The sequence below is a fragment of the Adlercreutzia muris genome (assembly GCF_008831045.1).
Classification (GTDB): Bacteria; Actinomycetota; Coriobacteriia; order Coriobacteriales; family Eggerthellaceae; genus Adlercreutzia; species Adlercreutzia muris.
The window spans coordinates 1-26,026 of record NZ_WAJS01000007.1 but is presented as its reverse complement, the minus strand read 5'-3'; the positions used below and the strand labels follow the sequence as shown (position 1 = coordinate 26,026).

The 26,026-nt window shown below is 66.3% G+C and carries 21 protein-coding genes and 5 tRNA genes; 23 read left to right on the top strand and 3 right to left on the bottom strand.

The annotated features are described in order from the left end of the window. Nucleotides 1-20 precede the first annotated feature (20 nt). Nucleotides 21-1,793, bottom strand: a complete 1,773-nt coding sequence (locus tag F8D48_RS03245; RefSeq protein WP_170272708.1) for an LTA synthase family protein — start codon at nucleotides 1,791-1,793, stop codon at nucleotides 21-23. Between the two features lie 1,021 nt (nucleotides 1,794-2,814). Here F8D48_RS03245 and uvrC point away from each other — a divergent pair. From uvrC to F8D48_RS03190, 11 genes are all read left to right on the top strand, one after another. Next, nucleotides 2,815-4,839, top strand: coding sequence for an excinuclease ABC subunit UvrC (gene uvrC, locus F8D48_RS03240; RefSeq protein ID WP_151429937.1), 2,025 nt, complete (start codon nucleotides 2,815-2,817; stop codon nucleotides 4,837-4,839). Next, nucleotides 4,820-5,761: an RNase adapter RapZ gene (gene rapZ / locus F8D48_RS03235; RefSeq protein ID WP_151429936.1), complete on the top strand. Its 942-nt coding sequence runs from the start codon at nucleotides 4,820-4,822 to the stop codon at nucleotides 5,759-5,761. Before uvrC ends, rapZ begins: the two co-directional genes overlap by 20 nt. 6 nt (nucleotides 5,762-5,767) lie before the next feature. Continuing rightward, nucleotides 5,768-6,919: a gluconeogenesis factor YvcK family protein gene (locus F8D48_RS03230; protein ID WP_151429935.1), complete on the top strand. Its 1,152-nt coding sequence runs from the start codon at nucleotides 5,768-5,770 to the stop codon at nucleotides 6,917-6,919. A gap of 3 nt (nucleotides 6,920-6,922) precedes the next feature. Beyond that, a complete protein-coding gene (whiA, locus tag F8D48_RS03225; RefSeq protein ID WP_151429934.1) occupies nucleotides 6,923-7,861 on the top strand; it encodes a DNA-binding protein WhiA in 939 nt (312 codons plus the stop codon). 258 nt (nucleotides 7,862-8,119) lie between these two features. After that, nucleotides 8,120-9,124, top strand: a complete 1,005-nt coding sequence (gene gap, locus F8D48_RS03220; RefSeq protein WP_135971460.1) for a type I glyceraldehyde-3-phosphate dehydrogenase — start codon at nucleotides 8,120-8,122, stop codon at nucleotides 9,122-9,124. 79 nt (nucleotides 9,125-9,203) lie between these two features. Next, complete coding sequence (locus F8D48_RS03215; protein WP_151429933.1) at nucleotides 9,204-10,391, top strand: phosphoglycerate kinase; 1,188 nt, start codon at nucleotides 9,204-9,206, stop codon at nucleotides 10,389-10,391. A gap of 19 nt (nucleotides 10,392-10,410) precedes the next feature. Beyond that, nucleotides 10,411-11,181, top strand: a complete 771-nt coding sequence (gene tpiA, locus F8D48_RS03210) for a triose-phosphate isomerase (protein ID WP_135971458.1) — start codon at nucleotides 10,411-10,413, stop codon at nucleotides 11,179-11,181. Next, complete coding sequence (gpmI, locus tag F8D48_RS03205) at nucleotides 11,182-12,768, top strand: 2,3-bisphosphoglycerate-independent phosphoglycerate mutase (RefSeq protein WP_151429932.1); 1,587 nt, start codon at nucleotides 11,182-11,184, stop codon at nucleotides 12,766-12,768. Between the two features lie 114 nt (nucleotides 12,769-12,882). Beyond that, nucleotides 12,883-13,137, top strand: a complete 255-nt coding sequence (gene secG, locus F8D48_RS03200; protein WP_135971699.1) for a preprotein translocase subunit SecG — start codon at nucleotides 12,883-12,885, stop codon at nucleotides 13,135-13,137. 63 nt (nucleotides 13,138-13,200) lie between these two features. Further along, nucleotides 13,201-13,289 (top strand) — tRNA-Leu (locus F8D48_RS03195). 49 nt (nucleotides 13,290-13,338) lie between these two features. Beyond that, the gene (locus F8D48_RS03190; protein ID WP_151429931.1) at nucleotides 13,339-14,277 is read left to right on the top strand and encodes a cation diffusion facilitator family transporter; all 939 of its coding nucleotides are present in this window, start codon (nucleotides 13,339-13,341) and stop codon (nucleotides 14,275-14,277) included. Between the two features lie 140 nt (nucleotides 14,278-14,417). Here F8D48_RS03190 and F8D48_RS03185 read toward each other — a convergent pair whose 3' ends face one another. Continuing rightward, the gene (locus F8D48_RS03185; RefSeq protein ID WP_151429930.1) at nucleotides 14,418-15,353 is read right to left on the bottom strand and encodes a teichoic acid transporter; all 936 of its coding nucleotides are present in this window, start codon (nucleotides 15,351-15,353) and stop codon (nucleotides 14,418-14,420) included. A 319-nt stretch (nucleotides 15,354-15,672) separates the two neighbouring features. Between F8D48_RS03185 and F8D48_RS03180 the strand changes: the two genes are divergently transcribed. From F8D48_RS03180 to F8D48_RS03150, 7 genes are all read left to right on the top strand, one after another. Continuing rightward, nucleotides 15,673-16,581: a TerC family protein gene (locus F8D48_RS03180; protein ID WP_135971507.1), complete on the top strand. Its 909-nt coding sequence runs from the start codon at nucleotides 15,673-15,675 to the stop codon at nucleotides 16,579-16,581. An 83-nt stretch (nucleotides 16,582-16,664) separates the two neighbouring features. Next, nucleotides 16,665-16,740 (top strand) — tRNA-Gly (locus F8D48_RS03175). A 66-nt stretch (nucleotides 16,741-16,806) separates the two neighbouring features. Next, nucleotides 16,807-16,880: transfer RNA gene (locus F8D48_RS03170), tRNA-Cys, on the top strand. 14 nt (nucleotides 16,881-16,894) lie between these two features. Continuing rightward, a tRNA-Gly gene (locus tag F8D48_RS03165) sits at nucleotides 16,895-16,970 on the top strand. A 181-nt stretch (nucleotides 16,971-17,151) separates the two neighbouring features. Then, entirely contained in the window at nucleotides 17,152-17,577 is a 426-nt protein-coding gene (locus F8D48_RS03160; protein ID WP_151429929.1) for a hypothetical protein, read from the top strand. Between the two features lie 101 nt (nucleotides 17,578-17,678). Continuing rightward, nucleotides 17,679-17,753, top strand: a tRNA-Val gene (locus tag F8D48_RS03155). A 183-nt stretch (nucleotides 17,754-17,936) separates the two neighbouring features. Beyond that, nucleotides 17,937-19,433 (top strand): basic amino acid/polyamine antiporter, encoded by a 1,497-nt coding sequence (locus F8D48_RS03150; protein WP_151429928.1) that lies wholly within the window; start codon nucleotides 17,937-17,939, stop codon nucleotides 19,431-19,433. Between the two features lie 119 nt (nucleotides 19,434-19,552). On the opposite strand, the gene F8D48_RS03145 is transcribed toward F8D48_RS03150, so the two are convergent. Then, the gene (locus F8D48_RS03145; RefSeq protein ID WP_151429927.1) at nucleotides 19,553-20,494 is read right to left on the bottom strand and encodes a diacylglycerol/lipid kinase family protein; all 942 of its coding nucleotides are present in this window, start codon (nucleotides 20,492-20,494) and stop codon (nucleotides 19,553-19,555) included. A 67-nt stretch (nucleotides 20,495-20,561) separates the two neighbouring features. Between F8D48_RS03145 and rnd the strand changes: the two genes are divergently transcribed. The 5 genes from rnd to F8D48_RS03120 all read left to right on the top strand — a co-directional run bounded on the left by rnd (nucleotide 20,562) and on the right by F8D48_RS03120 (nucleotide 25,655). Continuing rightward, nucleotides 20,562-21,713: a ribonuclease D gene (gene rnd / locus F8D48_RS03140; RefSeq protein ID WP_240806199.1), complete on the top strand. Its 1,152-nt coding sequence runs from the start codon at nucleotides 20,562-20,564 to the stop codon at nucleotides 21,711-21,713. Nucleotides 21,714-21,838: 125 nt separating this feature from the next. Further along, complete coding sequence (locus tag F8D48_RS03135) at nucleotides 21,839-22,516, top strand: zinc metallopeptidase (protein WP_201757688.1); 678 nt, start codon at nucleotides 21,839-21,841, stop codon at nucleotides 22,514-22,516. 18 nt (nucleotides 22,517-22,534) lie between these two features. Then, nucleotides 22,535-23,971, top strand: a complete 1,437-nt coding sequence (gene xseA / locus F8D48_RS03130) for an exodeoxyribonuclease VII large subunit (RefSeq protein ID WP_240806198.1) — start codon at nucleotides 22,535-22,537, stop codon at nucleotides 23,969-23,971. 82 nt (nucleotides 23,972-24,053) lie between these two features. Further along, complete coding sequence (gene xseB / locus F8D48_RS03125) at nucleotides 24,054-24,329, top strand: exodeoxyribonuclease VII small subunit (protein ID WP_135971480.1); 276 nt, start codon at nucleotides 24,054-24,056, stop codon at nucleotides 24,327-24,329. A 108-nt stretch (nucleotides 24,330-24,437) separates the two neighbouring features. Then, complete coding sequence (locus F8D48_RS03120; protein ID WP_151429925.1) at nucleotides 24,438-25,655, top strand: acetate/propionate family kinase; 1,218 nt, start codon at nucleotides 24,438-24,440, stop codon at nucleotides 25,653-25,655. Nucleotides 25,656-26,026 lie beyond the last annotated feature (371 nt).

Here is a 26,026-nt window from a genome sequence, read left to right as displayed (position 1 = left end):
CCCGTGGCGCGTCTCTCGGCTTACTCCCCGAACAGCTGGGCGTGCTGGATGATGCGGTAGCTCTTGAGGGCGTCTTCGGCCCGCTGCTGGACGTCGCCCTCGACGGCCTCGCCGAACCAGTGCCAGGCCCCCTCGCCGTCCCGATAGCCATTCAAATTGATGGCCGGCAGGACCCCGCGCAGGGCCCGCTGGTAGCGGTCCTGCGGGGTTTCGGGCAGGCCAGCCGCCTCGGTGAGCAGGCTGCGCAGGTAGTTCAGGCTCGTCACGTCGGCATCCGCGATCTTGGCGAGCCGGTTGCCGTACTGAGTCCGGGCCACCGCGTTCGCCCAGATGAAGTAGGGGGTGCGGTAGCGCTGCTGCACCTCTTCCAAGGGCGATCCGTCCACGCTATGGCCGTAGGTCTTCTGGAACAGCCAATCGGCGAAGCCGGGCTGGTGGTCGCCGAAGAACACGACGATGGTGGGCTCGTCCCGGGCGTTCAGCTCGTCCACAAGCCAGCGCAGATCCTCGTCGGACTGGCGGATGGCGGCCAGAAACTCGTCCACCTCGGCGCTTTCCACCTGCTCGGATTCCAGGTGCACCGCATCGGCCGGGGGCACGAGGCCGGTGTCGTAGCCGCCGTGGTTCTGGATGGTCACATCGAAGACGAACTGGGGCGCCTCACCCTCGTCGATCTTCTGGAGCGCCCGCTCGTAGGTGACCCGATCGGTCACGAGGTCGCGGAACGTGGCGGCCCCTTCCATGGTGGTGATGTCGTCGAAGTCATCGAAGCCGAGCTGCTCGTAGATGCGGTCGCGGCGCCAGTTCGACGCCTCGGCCGGATGAATGGCGTGGGTGCCGTAGCCCAGTGCCCGGAAGGCAGCGGCCAGGTTGTCCACCCCTTCCAGATCGTAGAGCACATAGGGGTACACGCCGCCGCCCATGTTGCCCATGGAGGCGCCAGTGAGGAACTCGAACTCGCTGTTGCAGGTGCCCCCGCCCATGGCCGATACGTACACGTCGCCGCTGGCCAGGGCATCGGCGGCCACCTCGCGGAAGAAGGGAGGGGCGGCGTTGGCGTCCTCCAGGCCGGGGTAGCTGGACAGGTCCGAGAAGGTCTCGTTCATGATGGCGATGACGTTGGGGCCGTCGTAGGGGAGCATGCCCTCGACTGCTGCGGTCTCCCCGTCGTCGGTCGCCGCTGCGGGGAGGGTGGGGATGTCCCCGCTCGGAGGCACCGTGTCGGGAGGAGCTCCCACGGGCCCGTCGGCGAAGGGGGCGAGGATAGCGTCCACGGCCTCGGCTGAGTAGCCCTCCGGCGGCTTGGGGGTGAGCTCCTGGGCCCGGGACAGGAAGCACAGCGCGGTGCCTTGGGTGCCGTAGGAGCCCCGCACGTCCCACACGTCCACCTTCACGGCGCACTGCTCGCGGATATCCACGGCGTTGAACTGGAGCGCCCCCGCAACGACAAGCAGTATGGCGCCGAGGCAGTTCACCGCCGCATCCCACCGCGTTACCTTCCGTTGGGGGCAGCCCAGGGCGAGCGCGACGGAGAAGGCGGCGAAGGTCCCTAGGCACGCGGCCAGGCGCGGTGTGAGGAACAGGCTGTAGCCGCCGGCCACCGAGGCGGCTGTGGACAGGGCGAACAGATCGGCTGGTACGATGGGCTGGCCCTTGAACTCGATGAGGAAGAAGTTGGCCGTGCCGGCGGCTAGGCACAGCCCGACGAACACCGCCAGGGAGGCGCGGGTGCGCTGGCCGACGAGGAAGACGATGGCGCAGCCGAGGGCGAGGATCAGCAGATTCGGTATCATGTGGGAACGGGGAATAGCAAGGAATTCGGCGTTCCAAGGCGCTTCCAGCAGACAGAAGCCGAGTAGTACCGCACCGCAGAAGAAGGCGAGGCGCGCAAAGGCGGTTCTCGTGCCAACTAGCGATGCGGAAAAGGGCCCGCGCGGCCGATGGGCGACCGTGCGGGCCGCATCGGCTGCGCTGCCGGCAGTTGATGTGTTGCCCGCGGCTTCGGCTCGGTCGTCTCGATTGCCAGTTGCGCCGCCGTTCGGCTTTTGAGTAGCATCGTTTCGCTTGCGCGATCGGCCGCCGCCCGCCGTTGTCCCTGTATCCATCGACCCTCCGAGTATTGAAAGCATTGCAGCTGCACAACATAGCATGCCCACAGTCGATCGTCGGCACCATGAGGCGCGAATAGGCCGCGTACCGGCCATTTTCCAGCACTTCTTCATGTTTGGGGTGAGAAGAAGCCCCGCTCGACGATGACCGTCGAGCAGATCCAACCGCGCCATCGCCCCGCTGATGGCGGCCCGAGGGCCTCGGTACGGCCGCGAGACGGCCCGCGCGAGCCGAGCGGTCACGGGCTGCGCTCGTACAAGCAAGATAGGCCTTCTCGTCAAAATCTGAGACTTTTTAGGGTGGCATCCGTCGCGGGAAGGGGATCGTGCGGAGGAGCCGTGATTCGTCCGAAGAATTGACCTGGTATTTCTTTGTAACCAAGATGCGGAAAGGGAAACGGGGCTTTCCCGGGACGCATGACGGGGCATCGGAACCCTAAAAAGTCCCGATTCTTGACGAAAATGAGGTTCGGCGCAACTTCGAGTGCCGGAGTACGGCCACAAGGGAGGGGGTGGAGAGGTGCCGCGGCGGGACGAAGGCGCAGGAGGGCGCCCGCGGAGGCAGGAACCGTGCGGACCGAGGGGCGCCCGCGGAGGCAGGGGGCCGTGCGGGTCGAGGGCGCCCGCGGAGGCGGGGGCCGTGTAGATTGGGGGACGCCCCCGACCCCGCGTCCCATCGGTGGGACAGGCTCGCTATACTGTTCCCATGGAAAAAGAGACCCAACAGGAGAAGATCGAGCGCATCAAGCGGGAGCTGGCGGCCGTGCCCGCCGAGCCGGGTGTGTACTTGTGGAAGGATGCAGCCGGCGAGGTCATCTACGTGGGCAAGGCCAAGCAACTGCGGGCCCGCATGCGCCAGTACGTGAACTTCCAGGACGACCGCGCGAAGATCCCCCTGCTCGTGGAGGCCATCCACAGCTTCGACTACATCGTAGTGGACAACGAGCACGAGGCGCTCGTGCTGGAGAAGAACCTCATCAACCAGTACAGCCCCTTCTTCAATGCCGACTTCAAGGACGGCAAGTCCTACCCCTTCATCGCGCTCACCAAGGGCGACGTGTTCCCGGCTATCAAGTACACTCGGGAGAGGCACCGCTCCGACACCAAGTACTTCGGTCCCTTCACCGATGCCCGGGCCGCCCGGGAGATGATCGACATCGCCCGGCGGGTGGTGCCCTTGTGCGCTGCCACCTGCGCCGATTGGCGCCAGCTGGCGCGGGCTCTGGAGAAAGACCCCCTCGCCTTCATGAAGCGGGACGTTCGCCCCTGCTTCGACGCCCATGTGGGTCTGGGGCCCGGGGCCTGCTGCGGGGCCATCACGCCGGAGGAGTACGCCGTCAACGTCCGGCGCATCGAGCGCTTCCTGGCGGGCAGCCACCGCGAGTTCGTCGATGAGCTCGCGGCCGAGATGCGCGCCGCCGCCGAGGAGCTCGACTTCGAGCGCGCGGGCCGCTTGAAGAGCCGCATCGGCACCATCAACTCGCTCACCGACAAGCAGCATGCGGTGTGCTGCCGCGACCTGAACGCCGACGTGATCGGCTTTTTCCGCGAGGAGACCGTGGCCGGGGTGCACGTGCTCGTCATCCGCGAGGGGCGCATCGTGAACTCCAACGAGTTCGTGCTGAACCGCGGCACCGACGTGCCCGACCAGGACCTGCTGCGCAACTTCCTCATGCGCTACTACGACGCCACCACCACCATTCCCCGCGAGGTCATCGTGCGCACCCTGCCCGAGGACGCCGAGGCCATGGGGGAGTGGCTCACGGCAAAGCTGGACTCGGCTCACGGCGCGAAGGTGCGCTTCACCGCCCCGCAGAAGGGGGAGAAGGCCGACCTTCTAGCCATGGCCGAGACCAACGCCCGCCACGCCCTCATGCGCTACAAGGTGCGCACCAACTACGACGACAAGCGCATCAACAACGCCCTTCTGCAGCTGGAGAGCGCCCTGGCCCTGGACGCGCCGCCCATGCGCATCGAGTGCTTCGACATCTCCACCATCCACGGGTCCTACACCGTGGCCTCCATGGTGGTGTTCACCGGCGGCAAGCCGGACAAGAACCAGTACCGCCGCTTCAAGATAAAGACGCCGCTTTCCGAGGCCAATGACTTCCTCTCCATGCAAGAGGTGATGCGGCGGCGCTACGCCCCGGAGCGCTTGAACGACGAGCGCTTCGGCAGCAAGCCCGACCTCATCATCCTGGACGGCGGTAAGCCCCAGCTGACGGCGGCCTTGGCCATGTTCGAGGAGATGGGTATCGACGACATCGCCATCTGCGGCCTTGCGAAGCGCGACGAGGAGCTGTTCGTGCCCTGGCAGGACACGGGGCCTGTGGTGCTGCCGAGCGGCTCGGCCTCGCTGTACCTCGTGAAGCAGGTGCGCGACGAGGCCCACCGCTTCGCCATCACCTTCCACCGCGAGCTGCGCGGCAAGGGCATGACGGCGAGCATTTTGGACGAGGTGGCCGGCCTGGGCCCCGTGCGCAAGAAGGCCCTGCTCGCGCACTTCAAGTCCTTCAGGAACCTGAAGGAGGCCACCCTGGACGAGATAAAGGCGGCCCGGGTGGTTCCCGAAGAGGTGGCCGAGGAGCTGGTGGCCGTGCTGGCGCAGTATAATGGGCAGAAGGAAGCCAAGGAGGCGCGGCTCGCCCGGGCCGCCCGTACCGACGAGAACGCGGGGGCGCGTGACGCCGACGCCGCGGAAGGGAGCGAAGATGGCCGAGGAGCCAACTGAGATCGACCGGATGCCCGACTTCGTCATCGTCACCGGCATGTCCGGGGCGGGGCGCACCGAGGCCATGCACGTCTTCGAGGACTTGGGCTACTTCTGCGTGGACAATCTGCCCTCCAGTCTGCTGGGCGAGCTCGTGCGCGTGAACGACGAGACCGATGCCGCAGGCGGCCGGCGCCGTCTGGCCGTGGTGTGCGACTCGCGCAACGGTGACTTCTTCGGCGACTTGGACGCCGAGCTGTCCGCCATGGCGGCTCGGGGCATCTCCTACAAGACGCTCTTTTTGGATGCGGCCGATGACAAGCTCATCGCCCGATACAAGTCGAGCCGGCGCCGGCACCCCCTGTGCACCGACGGCACCACCATCTGGCAGGGCATCCAACGGGAGCGCCACCTGCTCATGGGCCTGCGCGATAAGGCCGATTTCGTCATCGACACCACGGACATGCTGCCCCAGAAGCTGCGCAGCACCATCCGCGGCCTGTTCTCCACGGGCAGCGAGCGGAAGGGTCTGGCCGTCACCGTGTACTCCTTCGGCTTCAAGCACGGAGCGCCCTACGACGCCGATCTGGTGATGGACGTGCGTTTCCTGCCGAACCCCTACTACGATCCGGAGCTGCGGCCTCTGACGGGGCTGGACGCCCCGGTGCGCGACTTCGTGCGCCTGCGCGAGGAGACCATCGAGTTCGAGCGCCGCTGGCACGACCTGCTGGACGTGGTGATGCCGGGCTATGTGGCCGAGGGCAAGCAGCAGCTGGCCATCGGCGTGGGCTGCACCGGCGGCCAGCACCGCAGCGTCGCTTTGGCCGAGGCCACGGGCGACTACCTGAAGTCCAAGGGCTACCGCGTGAGCGTGGCCCATCGCGATCTGCGTCTGGCCGAGCGCGGCGACGGCGCCGCGGCGGCCGCGGGGAAGGAAGCGTAGGTCGCGATGGGCATTCGCAAGACCGACGCCTTCCGCGTGGACCCGGCGGCCACGGCGGCCTTCTCGGCCCTGAAGAGCGCCCTGCCGAACCTGCGGGGGCTCGATGAGGACGACCGGGCCCTGCGCGCCGTGGTCATCGGCGGCGGCACCGGGGCCCCGGTGTCCATCCGCACCCTGCTGTCCTTGGGCGTGCAGACGAGCGCTGTGGTGGCCATGGCCGACGACGGCGGTTCCACCGGCGTGCTGCGGGAGGAGGCCGATGCCACGCCCCCCGGCGACATCCGCAAGTGCCTCGTGGCCTTCGCCCAGGATCCGTCCGACCCGCTCGTGCGGGCGCTGAAGTACCGCTTCGCCGTAGCCCGCGACCATGCTCTGGGAAACCTTCTGCTCACGGCCTTGGAAGATGCCTGCGGCTCGTTCCCCGAGGCCATCGCCATCTGCGAGCGGCTCGTGAACGCCCAGGGGCACGTGTACCCCTCCACGCTGGACCACGTGGTGCTGTCGGCCCGCACGTGCGACGGCCGCGTGCTCGATGGCCAGGCCGTGGCGTGCCATTCCAAGACGGCCCTGGAATCGGTGCGGCTCGCCGCCGAGGACGGCCGTCCGCCGGCCCCCTACGAGCCGGCCTGCCAGGCCATCCGCGAGGCCGACCTCATCGTGCTGGGGCCCGGCTCGCTCTTCACCTCCATCATCCCGAACCTGCTCATTCCCGGCATCGTGGACGCCATCCGCGCCAGCCGGGGGCGGGTGCTGTTCGTGTGCGCCCTGGCCGACGTGCAGGGAGAGACCTGGGGGCTCACGGCCCGAGAGCATTTCGAGGCCCTGGCCTCCCACGGCATGGAGGGGCTCATCGACTACATGCTCGTGCACTCGAAGGTGCCCCTGCGGGCCGAAAGCCCCGCCACGGGCAGCTTCGCGGCTCTGTCGGGGGCCGAGCTGGAGCACGCTTCCACGTCGGACCTGAACGACAGCCAGCTCACCTGCGGCGTGCGGCCCATCTCCATCAACTATGGGGATATGCTGGCCATCCAGTCCCGCGGGCCCATCGTCATCAGCCGCAACCTCGTCGATGCCGAGCGTCCCACGTGGCATTCGCCCTTCGCCCTGCGTGATGCCTTCCAAAGCGTCATCAAGCTCTCGCGGGCCCGGCGGGGGTAGGCCATGTCGTTCACGGCTCAGGTGAAAGACGAGCTGGCCCGGGTTGTTCCCGGGTGTGCCGCCTGCGAGAAGGCCACGCTGGCGGCCCTCGTGCGCATCGAGGGCACGCTGTTCGTGAGCGGTCCGGACCGCTATCGGGTGGAGATCGCCACCGACGCGCCTGCCGCCGCCCGGCTCGTCGTGCGCCTGCTGCACAGTATCTACCGCCTGAAGACGAACCTCACCATGCGCCGCAGCGTGCTGCACAAGACCCCGAACTACCTTATCGAGGTGCCGGCCCAGGCCCATCTGGCCGACGCCCTGCGGGACATGGGGGTGCTCTCGGCTGAGGGCGGCCTGGAAATGGGCATCAAAGAGTCCCTCGTGGCCCGGCCCTGCTGCGCGGCGGCCTACCTACGGGGGGCCTTCCTCGGCAGCGGCTTCATCTCGAACCCCAAAAGCGACTTCCACTTCGAGATCACCGTGGAGTCGGAGTCCCTGGCCGCTGGGCTCGTGGAGCTCCTGGCCCGCAAGGACATCGGCGCCCGCATCATGCAGCGGCGCAACTCCTACATGGTCTACCTCAAGAGCGGCGCTTCCATCCTCGAGTTCCTCGCCTGGACCGGGGCCCATCAGGCGGCCCTGTCCATGGAGGAGGAGCGGGTGGTGAAGAGCGTGCGCAACGACGTGAACCGCATGATAAACGCCGAGATGGCCAATCAGGCCAAGGCCGCCGGGGCCGCTGTGGGCCAGATTCACACCATCCGCACCGTGGTGGAGCACTACGGCATGGAGGAGCTGCCTCCGGCCCTGCAGGACTTCATTCGCCTGCGCGTCACCTACCCGGAGGCCTCCCTGAAGGAGCTGGGGGAGCGGGCGAACCCGCCGCTCTCGAAGAGCGCCGTCTACCACCGCGTGCGCCGCATCGAGCAGATGGCCGCCGAGATCGAGGCGGGGAAGTAGGGGCGGTGGCCACGGCAATGACGGCGAGCATGGCCGCGCAGAGGGCGCCCAAACCGATGACGAGGCCCTTTCTCCGTGAACGGTCAATCCGTCAATGACGATGAGGCCTTTTTTGCTTTGTGCAGGTACGACGCTTTTAGGGGCCGTCTGACCGAGAATCGTTACGGAAGAGTGACGTTCGTAGTACACTGGCAGGGCCTCACGGCATATCAACGCCAGTTTTCCGGCATCTGTGGCATCTTGTGAAAGGAGATACCCGTGACAACCAAGGTAGGCATCAACGGATTCGGCCGCATCGGCCGCCTCGTGTTCCGCGCCATGGCCGACGATCCCGAGATCGAGGTGATCGCCGTCAACGACCTGGGCGAGAAGGCCACCGCTGCTCACCTGCTGAAGTACGACTCCATCCACGGCATCCGCAACTTCGACATCGAAGTGGTGGACGACGGTCTGGTGGTGGACGGCAAGCATGTGACCATGCTCTCCGACCGCGATCCGGCGAATCTGCCCTGGGGCGAGCTGGGCGTGGACGTGGTCGTCGAGGCCACCGGTATCTTCAAGACCGGCGAGCTGGCGCGCAAGCACCTCGATTCCGGTGCGAAGAAGGTCGTCATCACCTGCCCGGCCAAGGACGAGGACATCACCATCGTCATGGGCGTGAACGACGATCAGTACGATCCGGCGGTGCACAATATCATCTCCAACGCCTCCTGCACCACCAACTGCCTGGCTCCCTTCGCCAAGGTGCTGCTGGAGAACTTCGGCATCAAGCGCGGCTACATGAATACCATCCATTCCTATACGAATGACCAGAAGATCCTCGATCTTCCCCACAAGGACCTGCGCCGCGCCCGCGCTGCCGCCGTGTCCATGATCCCCACCACCACCGGCGCCGCCCGCGCGGTGTCGCTGGTGCTCCCCGAGCTGCAGGGCCGTCTCGACGGCTTCGCCACCCGCGTTCCCACCCCCGACGGGTCCATGGTGGACCTCACGGTGGAGCTGGAGAAGTCGGTGACCGCCGAGGAGATCAACGCCGCCATGAAGGCCGCGGCCGAGGGCCCCTTGAAGGGCATCCTGGAGTACACTGAGGACCCCATCGTGTCCATCGACATCGTGGGCAACGCCCATTCCTCCATCTTCGACTCCCAGCTGACCATGGTGCTCGGCGGCGAGGGCAACTTCGTCAAGTGCATCAGCTGGTACGACAACGAGTGGGGCTATTCCAACCGCGTGAAGGATCTTGTCAAGATTCTGCTGCCCTAAGGTTCAACCCGGCATTGACTTCGAAAACCCAGCTCCCATCTCGAGCTGGGTTTTCCCGTATAGAAGGAAAGGATGAGACATGGCCGATATCAAGACCATCGACGACGAGAACTTCGCGGGCAAGCGGGTGCTCGTGCGCGTCGATTTCAACGCGCCGGTAGATGCCGAGGGCAACGTGACCGACGATACGCGCATCCGCGCGGCGCTGCCCACCATCAACAAGCTCATCGGCGACGGCGCCCGGGTGATCCTCGCGAGCCACCGCGGCCGTCCGGCGGGGGAGGGCTTCGAGGAGTCCTTCAGCCTCGGCCCCATCGCCCGCCGCTTGCAGGAGCTGCTCGGTCGCGACATCGTGCTCTCCCGCGCCCTTGTCGGCCCCGATGCCCAGGAAGTCGCAGACGCCCTGGAAGACGGCGATGTGCTGCTGCTGGAGAACATCCGCTTCGACGCGCGCGAGAAGAAGAACGACCCCGCGTTCGCCCGTGCCCTGGCCGATCTGGCCGATGCCTATGTGAACGACGCCTTCGGCACGGCGCACCGCGCCCACGCCTCCACGGCCGGCGTGGCGGAGTTTCTGCCGTCGTACGCGGGCTATCTCATGGAGCGCGAGGTGGCCACGCTCACCGGCATGCTCGACGAGCCGCGCCGCCCCTTCGTCGCTATCCTCGGCGGCTCGAAGGTCTCCGACAAGATCAAGGTGATCGACGCCCTGCTCGACAAGGCCGACACCCTCATCATCGGCGGCGGCATGTGCTTCACCTTCCTGCTGGCCCAGGGCAAGGCCGTGGGCACCTCGCTTAAGGAAGAGGATTGGGTGGAGCGCGCGGCGGCCATGATCGAGAAGGCCCGCGAGCGCGGCGTGGCCCTGCTGCTGCCCACCGACGTGGTGGCGGCCGACAGCTTCGCCAACGACGCCCGCACCGCCATCGTGTCCGTGGACGACATTCCCACCGATATGATGGGGCTGGACATCGGCCCCGAGACCGCGGCCGCCTACGCCCAGGCCATCGGCGAGGCGAAGTCCGTGTTCTGGAACGGCCCCATGGGCGTATTCGAGATGCCCTCCTTCGAGGCCGGCACGCGCACCGTGGCCGAGGCCGTGGCGGCCAACGAGGCGGCTGACACCATCATCGGCGGCGGCGACTCCGTGGCCGCGGTGAACAAGTTCGATCTGGCAGACGCCATGACCTTCATCTCCACGGGCGGCGGCGCCTCCATGGAGCTGGTCCAGGGCGAGGCCCTGCCCGGCGTCGAGGCCCTGCGCTAGCGGGAAGAAAGGAAGTCCCATGACCCGAAAGCATCTGATTGCCGGCAATTGGAAGATGAACGAGACCATCCCCGAGGCCGTGGTGCTGGCCCAGGAGATCTCCAACCTCATGGAGCGCGACTGGCTGGAGATGGTGGATGTGGCCGTGTGCCCGCCCTTCGTGGATCTGAAGCCGGTGAAGACCGTCTTCGAGTTCGATCGCGTCGATATCGCCCTGGGCGCCCAGAACGTGTACTGGGAGCCGGCCGGCGCCTTCACCGGCGAGATCTCCATCCCCATGATCAAGGAGATCGGCTGCGCCTACTGCATCGTGGGCCATTCCGAGCGCCGCAACCTGTTCGGTGAGACGAACGAGGACGTGAATCGCAAGGCCCGCGCCCTCATCGAGGCCGGCGTCACTCCCATCATCTGCGTGGGCGAGTCTCTGGCCGTGCGCGACGAGGGCGCCTACCTCGACTTCGTCTGCGCCCAGGTGCGGGCCGCCTACGCCGGCATCGACGGCGACGATGCCCTGGCCACGGTGGTGGCCTACGAGCCGGTGTGGGCCATCGGCACGGGCCGCACGGCCACGCCGGAGCAGGCCGAGGAGGTGTGCGCTGCCATTCGCGCCACCCTGGCGGAGCTCTTCGGCGCCGAGGCGGCCGATAGGGTGCGCGTGCTCTACGGCGGCTCCATGAACGAGGGCAACGCAGCACTTCTGCTGGCCGAGGCCGACATCGACGGCGGTCTCATCGGGGGCGCCGCCCTCAAGGCCGGCTCCTTCACCGAGATCGTGAAGGCGGCCCTGTAGATGACCGCGACGTTTCGCGCTGCCAGCGCGGCGGAGAAGGCGACCCTGCGACTGCCGGCCTGCCTCATTATCATGGACGGCTTCGGCCTGGAGGCGCCCGGCGCGGGCAATGCCATCTCCCTGGCCGACACGCCGAACCTCGATCGCCTGTTTGCCGAGGCCTCCACGACGCGCCTGGCCGCGTCCGGCGAGGCCGTGGGCCTGCCCGAGGGGCAGATGGGCAACTCCGAGGTAGGGCATTTGAACATCGGCGCCGGCCGGGTGGTGTTCCAGGAGCTCACTCGCATCAACCGTGCCTGCCGCTCCGGCGAGCTGGCTGCCAATCCCGTGCTGTCCGAGGCCTTCGCCGCGGCCCGGAAGCCGGGATGTGCCCTGCACCTCATGGGGCTTCTGTCGGACGGGGGCGTCCATTCCTCCAACGAGCACCTCTACGCCCTGGTGGATGCGGCCGTGGCCGCCGGCGTGGGCCATATCATGATCCACTGCTTCATGGATGGTCGCGACGTGCCCCCCGCAAGCGGTGCCGGCTACATGGCCGAACTCGTCGATTACATCGAGCGGGCCGCCGGTCGCGCAGATGGCGCGCCGGTCACCATCGAGGTGGCCTCGGTGTGCGGCCGTTACTACGCCATGGACCGCGACAACCGCTGGGAGCGCGTGGGCCGCGCCTGGGAGGCGGTCGTGAACGCCGAACCCTGCCGCGATCTGGGGGCCGTGGCCGCCATGGAGTCTTCCTACGCCGACGGGGTCACCGACGAGTTCGTGGAGCCTGTGGCCCTGCGCCCGCGCGGCGTGCAGGATGGCGATGCGGTGGTGTTCTTCAACTTCCGCCCCGATCGCGCCCGCGAGCTGACCCGGGCCCTGGTGGATCCCGCCTTCGACGGCTTCGAGCGGCCGCGCTTCCCCGGAGTGCATTTCGTGTGCCTCACGGAGTACGACCCGGCCATTCCCGCACCGGTGGCCTTTGCCAAGGAATTCCCCGATCATGTGTTGGCCGACGTGCTGGCCGAGGCGGGGCTTGCCCAGTACCATATCGCCGAGACGGAGAAGTACGCCCATGTGACGTTCTTCTTCAACGGCGGCGTCGAGGCGCCGCGGCCGGGGGAGAGCCGCAAGCTCATCCCGAGCCCGAAGGTGGCCACCTACGATCTCCAGCCCGAGATGAGCGAGCCCGAGGTGGCTGCCGCCCTGGTGGCGGCCATCGAGGCCGACGAGGCCGACGTGTACATCGTGAACTTCGCCAACTGCGACATGGTGGGCCACACCGGTGTGGTGGATGCCGCCCGGGCCGCCGTGGAGGCCGTGGACGCCGGCGTGGGCGCGGTGCTCGGGGCCATTGCGGCCAAGGGCGGCGTGGCCCTCGTGACCGCCGACCACGGCAATGCCGACAAGATGATCGCCGATGACGGAGGCGCCTTCACGGCCCACACGACCGCTCCGGTGCCCCTCGCGCTGGTGGACGCGTCGGGGGCGGCCTTGCGCCTGTCGGGGGCCGAGGGGCGCCTGGCCGACATCGCCCCCACGCTGCTGGCCATGATCGGCGTGCCGCAGCCCGTGGAAATGACTGGCGAGAGCCTGCTGGCCTAGGGTCCCTGGGGTCCGAGGAGAACCGTTCCCGCAACCTTCTTGCGCGAGGAGGGCGGGAACGGTATACTGAATAACTTGCGTACACCGACACACCTACGAAAGAAGCGTGACATAGTGAGTCCTTTGGCAATCGTCTTTTTGGTTCTGCTGGTGCTCTCGGGCATCGGCCTCATCATCTTCATCCTCATGCACTCGGGCAAGGGAACTGGCATCTCCGACATGATCGCTAGCTCCATGTACTCCACTCAGACGGGTACGAGCATCATCGAGAAGAACCTGGACCGCATCACCATCGGCTGCGCCATCGTGTTCCTCCTTTCCCTGGTCGTGCTCATGATCGTGTACCCCCACGGGACCATTTCCCAATAAGGGAAAATTACCCCTTGCATCGACGGCCGGTTCTGTTAGAATAATCGTCGCTGCAAATCGCACGTCGGAGTGGTGGAACGGCAGACACGCTAGCTTGAGGTGCTAGTGCCCATTTACCGGGTGTGCGGGTTCAAATCCCGCCTCCGACACCAGAACAGAGACAGGGAGCCTAAGGGCTCCCTTTTCGTATAGGAGGTTTCCATGACGGCCATGACGGCGAAGAAGGCCCACGGGCGGCAGGTGGAGCGGGTCCTCTGGATCGTCCTCGTCTTGAATTTGATGGTGGCCGCGGCGAAGTACTTCTACGGCCTGGCCTCGGGATCGGCCTCCATGCAGGCCGACGGCATCCACTCGGTCTTCGATTCCCTCGGCAATGTCATCGGCCTTATCGGCATCTCCCTGGCGGCGCGGCCGGCCGATGACGGGCACCCCTACGGCCACTCGAAGTTCGAGACCTACGGGTCGCTCGCCATCGGGGTTCTGCTGCTCCTGGCCGCCTTCGAGGTGGGCTCCGGGGCCGTGGAGAAGCTCGTGAGCCAGCACTACACCGCCCAGGTCACACCCGTCTCCTTCGTGGTCATGGTGGGCACGTTGATAGTGAACCTCGGCGTGACCTTCTGCGAGCGCCGCGCCGCCCGGCGCCTCAAGAGCGAGATCCTGGCCGCTGATGCCGCCCATACTTTGTCGGATGCCTTCGTATCCATCGGCGTCATTGTCGGTCTCGGCCTGGTGGCCGTGGGCTTTCCCATGGCCGATCCTATCATGGCCCTGCTCGTGACCGGGGCCATTCTGGTCTCGGCCGCCGGGGTATTCCGCACGGGATTGCGCACCCTGTCCGACCACGCCCGCATCCCGGCCGCCGACATCGTGGCCGTGGCCGAGGCGGTTCCCGGCATTGTGGAGGTGCACTGCGTGCGCACCCGCGGTACCGAGGGGGAGGTGTACGGCGACATGCACGCCCTTGTGGACCCGGCCATGACGGTGCTGGCCGCCCATTGCCTCGGGGACGAGATCGAGCGACGGCTTCAGGAGGCCTTCCCTGAGCTGAAGGAGATGCTCGTGCACATCGAGCCCGCCGGGGCCGATGAGAGCGCGGCGGGGGAGCATCGCGGGGCAGGGGAGAAGCCCGAGGCCTTCTAGGGCCCGGGCTTCTTCCCGAGTCGTCTTCGGGCTCCTCCGAGATCCCGGCCATCCGCGCCTTCCGGTCGCAGCCTTCCGTGGAAGAGAAAGGGACGCCCGCGGGCGTCCCTGGTCGTTCGAGCGGGGTGCCGGACGCTGGCTTAGGCCGCGGCGCCGAAGCGGATGCCGACGAAGAAGGCGGTGTTGGGCAGCCCCGAGATGTCGTACATCTCAGACAGCTCGATGGCCGACACGCGCCAGTTGTAGGTGCCGCTGTCGGTGGCCACGGTGCCGGCCTGGAAGGTGTTGCCGGAATCGTCCACGCCGTTGTCGGTGATCTCGGCACTCTCGAGGCCCTCGGCCTGCATGGCGCCCTGAACGGCCTTCTCGATAGTGCCGGAGTCGAAATCGGCGTAGCGCAGGCGGATGCTCTCGCCGGCCTTGCGCGACACATCCAAGGTCCAGGCGCCCTTGAGCAGCCGCACGGCATCGGCGGCCGACAGTTTGTCGATGCCGGTCATGTACATGAGCCCCGCTTCCTCCACGGTGAGGTCGGCCGGCAGCTTGATGACCTCGAAGCCGCCCTCGGGATTGGTGCCCACGGGGGTGCGCTCGTAGAGAGTGTAGCCGGCCTCGGTGAGAGACGCCATCATGGCCTCGTCGTCCAACGGCATGAGCGCGGCCAGGGAGGGCAGGTCGTAGGAAACCTCGCGGGCAAGGTTCTCTTGGAGGGCCTCCTGCTGGCGCAAAGGCTCGTTCATCACTTGGTCGAAGTACTTCGATAGGAACAGGCCGCTGGCCACGGCCGCCACGGCCATGGCCGCGAGCATGACCGCCTTCACGCGCACCGGCATCTCCAGGGGGCGCGAGAGCTCGGCGCCATCGTGGTAGCGCACGTCGCCGATGCGCACGGTGCTCTTCTCGCGGTGGAACAGCGAGTTCTTGATGCTCTCCCACACGTCTTCCGCATTCAAGCGCGAATGGCTCGCGTCGGCGCGGGCGTGGGAGCGGCGGCCGGTCCCTGGCGAGCTGGGGCGAGGGGCCTCTTCGGGCCCATCGGCGGGGGGCAGCGCGTGGTTCGCGGATTCACGGGTCATGAATGGTACTCCTATGGTGCTTCTGAGCAGTCACGGTATCGTTGCCGATTATACCATTGCCCCGCCCTGTGCCCTTTGATAGGATAGGGAAACCCCATGGGGGAGTAGCTGGCGCGGTGCGCGGCTCGTTCAACATCGTGGTCACAGTTTTCCGCGCAGGCGGCAACGGTGGCCTGGCGAGCCTTAAATAGCGAGACTCATGGTGCAGACTGACCCGTTAGGGAGCCGGCTGCACCATGAGTCTTTTTTGTTGCCGCCTTGCGCGCCCCGCCGAGACGAGAGCGGGCCTTGCGGCCCCGATGAGACGAGGAGAATGTCTGTGGACCTGTCGATTTTCGCCACCCCGGAGGCTTGGATCAGCCTGCTGACCCTGATCTTTCTGGAGATCGTGCTGGGGGTGGACAACCTGGTGTTCATCTCCATCACCACGAACCGCCTGCCCGAGGATAAGCGCCACATCGGCCGCAAGCTCGGTTTGGCTGGCGCCCTGGTAATGCGCGTCCTGTTCCTCTGTTTCGCCTCGTACCTCGTGCACATGACCACGCCGCTGTTCACCGTGGATTGGGGCTTCTTCAGCCACGGCTTCTCCGTGCGCGATATCGTGATGCTCATCGGCGGCGCCTACCTCATCTACAAGGGCATCCGCGAGCTCATCGATGTGCTCGCCCTTACCGAGATCAAAGCCGAGACCTCCGAGGAGCACAAGGCGCGCCACCTTATCTCGCTGCCCCAGGCCGTGGGCACCATCATGGTCATGGATCTCGTCTTCTCCATCGACTCGGTCATCACCGCTGTGGGCCTGGCCGAGCACCTCATCATCATGATCCTGGCCGTGATGATCGCCGTCATCATTATGATGGTGTTCATCGATCCCATCTCTAACTTTATCAACGCCCATCCCGAGATGAAGATCCTCGCCCTGGTGTTCATCTGCGCCATCGGCGTGCTGCTCGTCCTCGATTCCGCCGGTATCCACACCTCCATTGAGGTGCTCGACATGCACATGGAGAAGCTCATGGTGTACTTCGCTATGATCTTCGCTGTCGCGCTGGAGCTCATCCAAATGCGGTTCAATTCCAACCTGAATCGCTGGAAGAAGGAGCTCGCCGACGCTGCCATCGATACGGCTGTGGCCCGGGCCGAGGCCGGAGAGGCCCCGGCCGAGGTGGGCGAGCGGGCGAAGCGCTGCGTGGATGCCGCCATCGAGACGGGGGAGCGCGTGGAATAGGTGTCCTTTGGGCCCGCTTGAAAGTTTTTTCAAAAAAGGGCTTGCATCCTCCGGTGCGATACCGTATAGTATCTCCTCGCGATGCGGACATGGCTCAGCTGGTAGAGCATCACCTTGCCAAGGTGAGGGTCGCGGGTTCGAATCCCGTTGTCCGCTCCATTGTCATCAGAAGGCCGGTCAGGCACTTGTTTGACCGGCCTTTTCAATGACAGCCGCCAAGGAAATGGCGACGTGGCCAAGTGGTAAGGCAGAGGCCTGCAAAGCCTTCACCCCCGGTTCGAATCCGGGCGTCGCCTCCAACCTTGCACCAAATGCGGACATGGCTCAGCTGGTAGAGCATCACCTTGCCAAGGTGAGGGTCGCGGGTTCGAATCCCGTTGTCCGCTCCAGAACTTCCAAGCTCCCTGCGGGGAGCTTTTCTTTTGCGTCTCTCGGATGCGCGGGACGACGGCCCTGGGGGCTTTGGGACGCGGCGGCGCTCGGCTCCCTTGCTCACGTGCACAAAAAAGAGAGGGGCTCTGTGGTACTATGGCGGTAGACGAACCGATTGGCCGAGAGAGGCGGTGCCCTATGGAGACGAGCAAGGTGAAGTGCCGCGAGTGCAAGACGCGGGCGACCCAGTACGAGGGGATGCTGCCTACGGCGGGCATTGCCAAGGTGCTCGTCGCCGGCATCGCCATCTATGTGGCGGGCCTGTGGGTGCTCGTGGCCCTCGCGGGGCTCACGACTGGCAACGAGGCCGAGGCCGGCTTCATGGATATGCTGCTGCTCCTGGCTGTGGCCGTCACGGCGGCAACGGCGGGCGTCGTATGGTGGATGGTGCGCCCCAAGTGGGGGAAGGTGGTCGTCTGCGGCAAGTGCGGCGCCCGTTACGCGGTCACACTGCCGCCCAAGTACGCTAACGGCTGGAACTACGACAAGATCGCCCCGCGCACGGCTCGGGAGCTGCCCGAGGGCGCCGATGGGCCGGCCGCGGTGGACGATGTGGAGCGGTAGGCGGTTCTTTTCCAAGTTCGTTGAAAATTTCCTTTGACAGCGAGGCGGTTTCTGATAAACTACTAACTCGCTGCAACGGAGACGGGCAGCGCACCTTGAATGCGCGATTAGCTCAGGGGGAGAGCACTACCTTGACACGGTAGGGGTCACAAGTTCAAATCTTGTATCGCGCACCATTGAATGCAGAAGTCGGTGGCACTGTGCCACCGGCTTTTTTTTGCTCAAGCGGGCCGACGGCGCCTTTCGCTGCCCAATTTGTAACGCAGCTGTTACGGAGGGAAAATCCCCCTCCGTTTGCCCGAAGGGTCGGGTATTATGGATGGCAATGCTGATTACCCCTATCAAGGAGCTGCATCACCATGAGCAAGGAAGCAGTGGTATCCGCCGGGGCCGAGGCGCCCCAATCCCAGGATGGCGTGACCAACCCGAACGGCATCGGCCTGTTCCGCATGGTCACCACCGTTATCACCCTCATCGTCGGCGCCGGCGTGTTCTCGCTGTCCGGCGATGCGGCGGCCGGGGGCGCGAGCGGCTGGGCCATCCTCACGGCCTGGGGCATTTCCGCCGTCGGCGTGCTCTGCCTCGTCCTGACGTTCTTCGCGCTGTCCCGCGTGAAGCCCGATCTGAAGGGCGGTATCTACACCTACGCTGCCACGGGATTCGGCGACTTCCTCGGCTTCAGCAGCGCCTGGGGCTATTGGATCTCGGCCCTGCTGTGCACGGTGAGCTTCTCGGCCCTGCTGTTCGGGGCCCTGTCCTACTTCTTCCCCATCTTTGGCAACGGCACGAACATCTACGCCGTCATCGGCGCCTCGTGCATCATCTGGTTCTACGCCTTCCTCGTGAGCCGCGGCATCAGCGAGGTGACCCTCATCAACGCGGTCATCACCATCTCGAAGTTCGTGCCGCTTCTGGTGGGCATCGTCGCCATCATCTTCATCGGTGCCTTCAAGCCCGATATCTTCATCGCGAACCTCACGACCGGCGCCGACCCGTCGCTGGCCTTCGTCGATCAGGTGCAGACGGCCATGATGGTCACCATCTGGGTGTTCATCGGCATCGAGGGGGCCGTGGCCATCTCCGGCCGTGCCAAGAAGGCCAAGGACGTGGGCAAGGCCACCATCATCGCCTTCTGCTGCGTGCTCGCCCTGTATCTGACCGTCTCCATTCTCTCCATGGGCGTCATGCCCCTCTCGGAGCTCGCCACGCTGGAGAACCCGGCCCTGGCCTATGTGATGCAGGCGGCCGTGGGAGATTGGGGCGCCATCCTCATCAACTTCGCCGTGTCCCTGTCGCTCATCGGCGCCATGCTCGGCTACACCGTGCTGGCCAGCGAGTCGCCCTTCGAGGCGGCCGAGGAGGGCGTGTTCATTAAGGCCTTCACCAAGACCAACGAGAAGGGCGCCCCGGTGGTGACCCTCGTGGTGACGAACATCATCATCGAGCTCTTCCTCATCACCTGGCTGTTCACCGATTCCACCTACCAGTTCTTCTACACGCTGTCGGCTGGCATGATCCTGCTGCCGTACCTGCTGTCGGCGGCCTACTTCGCGAAAGTGGCCTTCAAGGAGCCCGAGGCCTTCCGCGGCCGCCTGAGCGGCCCGCTGCTCCTGTGGCGCATCCTGGGGTGCGTGGGCGTGGTCTACAGCCTGTTCCTCTCCTGGGCCGCCGGTGTGCTCGGCGTCATTCTCATGTGCCTGCTCTACGTCCCGGGCGTCATCATGTACATCTGGGGAAAGCGGGAGCGCGGCGAGAAGTACTTCCAGAGCACGCTCGACAAGGTGGTGCTCGCCATCATGGTGCTGGCCGCCTGCCTGTCCATCTACCTGCTCGCGACCACGCCGGGTCTCGTGTAGGCCTTCGGCGCATCTTCCAGCGTGCAACGAAACGCGGCCCCGATGTCTCGTCGGGGCCGCGTTTGCGTCCGGTAGCGGTTGCGCAAGGGTATTGCGGGGGCCGGGCGGGGCCGACGACCCTAGTCGTCCAGGCGCAGGGGCTCGGCGCTCTCTTCTCCGTAGAGGGCGAGGCACTCCTCGCTCACGACGAAGCGGGCGGCCTCGGGGAGCATCCGGGCGGTGAAGGGGGTCGTGGTGCCGGTTACCTCGCCGTCGAACTGCACGGCCAGGGGAGGGTCGGCGACTACGGTCACCTCGCGGCCGCGGTGCACCTCCAAGCTTCCCGGTCGGGCGGGGAACTCGCCGCCGCGGTCGAGCATGCAGCTGAGCAGGGCGGGGATGAGCCCCACGGCGTCGTGGGTGTTCATGACCACGATGTCGAACATGCCATCCCGGGGCTTGTTCTCGTGGATGAGGGAGATGTCGAACTGGATCTTCGAGAAGTTCACGACGAGCACGCCCACGCCCTGGGTCTCGATGGTCTCGCCGTCGATGGCCAGCGTGATCCGGGAGAACTGCGGGGCCGGGTTGGCAACGGCCGAGGTGAAGTAGGCCATGGGTCCTAACAGCTTCTTGGAGGCCTCGGCTCCCTGCATGATGGTGGCGTCGTAGCCGGCCCCGGCGATCATGGTGAAGCCGAAGTGCTGGCCGTCGGCCAGTTCGATCTCGCCGATGTCGAAGTCCATGAGCAGGCTTTGGCGCATGAGCTTCGCCAGGGCATGGGGCTCGGCCGGAGAGGCGAGGTTCAGTGCCAACAGGTTCGCGGTGCCGGCGGGGAAGGGCAAAAGGGGAATGCCCGTCTCGGCCAAGAGGTAGGCCGCGGTGGCCACGGTGCCGTCGCCGCCGGCCGCCACCACGGCATCGAAGTCCTCGGCATCGTGGAGGAACCCGGCCAGATCGGTGCAGCCGCTCGTGCAGCGCACGCAGATCTCGTCGCCGTCCTCGCTGAAGGCGCGCATGAAGTCGTAGATGGCGCCGTCGCGGAAGCCCGAGGACAGATTGTTAACGATGAGCAGTTTCACACAATTCCTTTCCCTTTGCTATCATGGGATGGTACTACAACGCAGACCCCAAGGAACAAGGACCGACGTGGAATACATTGCGAACCAAGAAAACCTCGAGGCCTTCGTCCGCCGCGCCCGCTCTTCGGCGGTGCTGGCCGTCGATACGGAATTCTTGCGCGAGAAGACTTACTACGCGAACCTGTGTCTGCTGCAGCTGGCCACCGATACCGAGGTGGCCGTGGTGGACCCCTTCGCTATCGAGGACCTCTCGGTGCTCGTGCCCCTTATGGAGGATCCCACCATCGTGAAGCTCTTCCATGCCGCCGGCCAGGATCTGGAGATCATCTACCGCGAGCTCGGCGTGCTGCCGAGCCCCGTGTTCGACACCCAGGTGGCCGCGGCGCTGCTCGGCCACACCCAGCAGATCGGCTACGGGCCCCTCGTGCACAGTCTGTGCGGGGTGAGCCTGAAGAAGAGCGACTCGTTCACCGATTGGTCGCGGCGGCCCCTGTCCGACTCCCAGCTGGACTACGCGGCCGACGATGTGATCTACCTGCCGAAGATGTACCGCGTCATGCGGGAGCGCCTCGAGGCGAAGGGGCGCCTCGGTTGGCTCGACAACGATTTCGCCGCCCTGTCCGACCCGGCCAATTACGTCTGCGACGTTGCCTCCCGCTTCAAGCGGCTCAAGCGGGTGGGGCAGTTGAGCCGCCGCCAGCTGTCGGCCGCCCGGGAAGTGGCTTCCTGGCGCGAGCTGACGGCCCAGGCCCGCGATCTGCCCCGCAAGTGGGTGCTCACCGACGAGCAGGTGGTGGAGTCCTGCCGCCGCGAGGCCCGCACCATCGACGAGCTGTTCATGGTGCGCGGCATGCGCGAGAAGCTGTGCACCCGCGATGCCCGGGCCGTGGTGGCCGCTCTCGTGCGCGGCCTGGACGCGCCGCCCGAGCAGTGGCCCGAGCTGGACAAGTCCCTGAAGAGCGAGCCCAACGTGGATGCCGAGCTGGACCTCATGGAGGCCCTCGTGCGCCTGCGGGCCCGCGAGAACGACATCGCCATGCAGACCCTGGCGAGCCACGGAGAGCTCGCCCGCGTGGCTCGGGGGTACCGAACCGACGTCGATGTGCTCAAGGGCTGGCGCCGGGCCATCATCGGGGAGGAGCTGCTCGACCTGCTCGCCGGCAAACTCGCCCTCTCCCTGGGTCCTGATGGCCTCGTCGTGACCCGCACAGGGGAGTAGGGGATCTTTGCGCCATCGGTTACGAAGGTTTCACACATTTCGGCGCGAGGGGCCTCGCTGGCTGATTCCTTCCCTATAATAGCCTCCAAATAATTCGGACGCATGTTCCCAAGGAGTGAGAGACTATGCCTATAATGCCCATGAACAGCAGCTACCTCATGCTCGTAGTGGTCACCCTCATCATCGGTTTAGGGGCCCAGTGGTACGTGAACCACAAGCTGAAGGTCTACAACCACGTGGCCAATTCCACGGGGCTCACCGGCTCCGAGGCCGCCCGCCAGATGCTCGCCTATTACGGCATCACCAATGTGCAGGTGTTCCGCGGCGGCCCGGGCCAGGACTACTTCGACCCGCGCAGCAATTCGGTGACCCTGTCGCCGGAGGCCTACGACGGCCGCACCATCACGGCGACGGCCACGGCCTGCCACGAGGTGGGCCATGCCTGCCAGTTCGCCCAGGACTACACCCCCATGAAGATTCGCGGCGCCATCGTGCCGGCGGTGAACCTGGCCTCCAATGCCTGGATCTTCCTGCTCATGGCCGGCATCTTCCTGCACATCTCGGGGCTGACCACGGCTGCCATCATCATGTACGCCGTGGTGGTGCTCTTCCAGCTGGTTACCCTGCCCGTGGAGTTCAACGCCTCCCAGCGGGCCATGGTGTACATGGGCCAGATCGGTCTGCCGGCCGCCGAGCGCAAGGGCGCCTTCGACGTGCTGCGCGCCTGCGCCTTCACCTACCTGGCCGCCGCCCTCACCTCGGTGCTCCAGCTGCTCTGGCTGCTGAACCAGCGCGAGGACTAGCGGGCCTGGGGGATCGCCGTGGTTGAGCGGGATATGACGGGCGTCCCGGGTGCCGAGGGGCCGGGCGGGGAGGCCCCTGCCGCCTTGTCGGTATCGGCGGCCATGGGGCTTGCCAAGGGCGCCCTGGAGTCGGTCGTCGTGCGCCTGGTGGGCGAGGTCTCCGAGCTCAGCGACAAGCCCGGCTACAAGGCCGTCTACTTCACGGTAAAGGACGAGAAGGCCGCCCTGCCCTGCATGATGTGGATGAACCGCTACCAGGCCGCCGGCGTGCCCGTGGCCGTGGGCTCGCTCGTGGAGATGACGGGACGCTTCTCGCTGTACGCGGCCAAGGGGCGCATGAGCTTCGACGTGTTCACCATCGCCCTGGCCGGGGAGGGGCAGCTGCGCCTCCAGGTGGCGAATCTGGCCCGGGAGCTGGAGGCCATGGGGCTCATGGCCCCCGAGCGCAAGCGGCCGCTGCCCGCCTATCCGCAGACCGTGGGCATCGTCACCTCGCCCCGGGGCAGCGTCATCCACGATATGCTGCGCACCCTGCGCCGCCGCTACCCGTTGGCGAAGGTGCTCGTGGCCGGCGTGCCCGTGGAGGGACCCGGCGCCGCCGATGCCATGGTGGACGGCTTGGCGAAGGTGGTGTTCGGCGGTGCGGAGTTGGTGCTTCTGGGTCGCGGCGGCGGCTCCTTCGAGGACCTCATGCCCTTCAACGACCGGCGGCTCGCTCGCACCATCGCCGCCTGTCCCGTGCCCGTGGTCACGGGCATCGGCCACGAGCCTGATACCACCATCGCCGACTTGGTGGCCGACGTGCGGGCGAGCACGCCCACGGCGGCAGCCGAGGCCGTGGCTCCCACCCGCCAGGAGACCGACGGCCGGCTCGCGGGCCTCGGTCAGCGCCTCGGTCGCAGCATGGAGCTTCGCCTGACTGGGGCGGCCCGTTCGGTGGAGCGCATCGCCGCCCTTTCGCTGTTCCGCGAGCCGGAGCGCCTGTTCGACGGCGAGGCCCTGGCCCTGGACGATCTGGCCGGCCGCCTCTCCCGGGCGCTGCCTGCGATGCTGCGGGAGGATCGCCATCGCGTGGGGCTTCTGGCCGAGGGGCTCGCTCGCATGCTGCCCAGCGCCCTGGCCGCCCCCGGGGCCGCCGTGGCCGCCTCCCGCGATCGCCTCGCCGTGCGGGGCGCCACCCTGACCGACCGCTTCGCCGGGCAGCTTGCGGCGGACCGCCAGCGCCTCTTAGGAGCGGCCGAGCATATGGCCGATCCCTTCCGCAGCGCCCTGTCGGTGAGCGCCGCCCGCCTGCATGACCTGTCGCCGCTTACGGTGCTGGCCCGCGGTTACGCCATCGCCCGGGATGGGGAAGGGGCCGTGGTGCGCTCGACGGCGCAGGTGGAGCCCGGGGCACCCCTCACGGTGACCGTGGCCGACGGCGCCATCGACTGCGTGGTGGAGAAAACCCGCTGATGCCCGATGCCGACTCGCCGCCCCGGCCCGCGCCCGGAGGCCGCGATGAGGCGAGAGAGCCTTCGCTCAGAAAGGAAGAACGATGACCGATACCGAGAAGATCGCCGAGGAGGGCGCCCCCCGCGCCGTCGGGGAGCTGACGTTTCGCGAGGCCCTGGCGGAGCTGGAGTCCATTGTGGCCGTGCTGGAGAGCAACACTCTGGAGCTGGAGGACAGCCTGACCGCCTACGAGCGCGGCGTGGCGCTTTTGGGATCGCTCCAGAAGCGCCTGGCCGGCGCCGAGCAGCAGGTGGAGGTGCTCATGGGCGAGCTTGTGGCCGCCCCCACCGACGAGGAGCGCGACACCACTCTGTCCTAGGGCAATCGGCCAGCGGCAGCCCGCTCGCCGATGAGGGCCCGCCCGCACTCGGGGCGCCCTTCCCGTACTCCTAGAATAGGTCAATACCCATTGATTAGGAGGTAAGTCTTGAACGTCCTCGTTATCAACGCTGGTTCCTCGTCGTTGAAGTACCAGCTCGTCAATGTCGAGACCCATGAGGTGCTCGCCAAGGGCATCTGCGAGCGGGTCGGCTCCGCCGAGGCTTTCCACAAGCACGGCATCGATGAAAACGAGCTCGTCATCGACGAGCCCATGGAAGACCACAACGCCGCCATGGCCGTCGTACTCGAGGCGCTCACCTCCGGTCCGAACAAGGCCATCGACTCCCTCGACGACATCGACGCCATCGGGCATCGCGTGGTGCAGGGCGGCAAGTACTTCGATCGCTCCGTTGTCATCGACGACGACGTCGTCGCCAAGATCGACGAGCTGGCCGAGCTGGCGCCCCTGCACAACAAGGCGGCGCTCATGGGCATCGAGGCCTGCCGTGCCCAAATGCCCGGCAAGCCCATGGTGGCCGTGTTCGACACCTCGTTCTTCCAGTCCATCCCGCCGAAGGCCTACATGTACCCCCTGCCCTACGAGCTGTACGAGAAGTACGCCATCCGCAAGTACGGGGCCCATGGCACCTCCCACCGCTACATCTCCGAGCGGGCCGCCGCCTTCATGGACGAGCCCATCGAGGACTTGAAGCTCATCACCTGCCACCTCGGCAACGGCTGCTCTATCTCCGCCATCGACCACGGCGTGGCTGTGGATACCTCCATGGGCCTGACGCCCCTGGACGGCCTTATGATGGGCACCCGCTGCGGCGCCATCGACCCAGCCATCGTGCCCTTCATCATGGAGAAGGAGAACCTCACCACCCAAGAGGTGAACGATCTCATGAACAAGAAGAGCGGGCTGTTGGGCATCTCGGGCATCTCCAACGACCTGCGCAGCGTGAAGGAGGCCTCCGAGGCCGGCGACGAGCGGGCCCAGCTGGCCTATGAGATGTACTCGAACTCCGCGAAGAAATACATCGGCCAGTACATCGCCGTCATGGGCGGCGTGGATGCCATCGTGCTCACTGCCGGCGTGGGCGAGAACTGCGAGAAGATGCGCCGCATGATCTTCGCGGGCCTGCAGCCTCTCGGCATCAAGATCGACCCGGAGAAGAACAAGCTGCGCGGCCATGAGCGCGAGATCTCCACCGATGACTCGGCCGTGCGCATCGTGGTCATCCCCACCAACGAGGAGTACATGATCGCCCGCGACACCTATCAGCTCGTGAAGGAGGGTTCCCTCGAGATCACCGAGATGTAGCCTCGCGCCGCTTTGAGGTTGACCCCGCGCGCCCCGTCAGGCCCAGGCTTGGCGGGGCGCTCTCATGTGTCCGGACCCAGGGCGCCTGAGGACTTTTCGGGCGGCGGCCGCAGGACCGGGGCGCCGCCGCGTTCCCTTCGCGGTCCCGTCGCGCGGCCTTGCCGGCTTTCCGTTGGGGCGTGCCAACGCCAACGGAAAGGACCCCACGTATTGTACTGCCTCCCATTTCTTGGACACGAGAAATGGGAGGCTTCTTTATGCCATCAGACCTTAGGATCAGATACGACGTCGATGTCCGCAGGGCCGCAGCGGAGCTCTTCGAGGAGGGCTATGGGTATCACGCGGCCGCGACCGTCCTAGCGCTTCCTCCT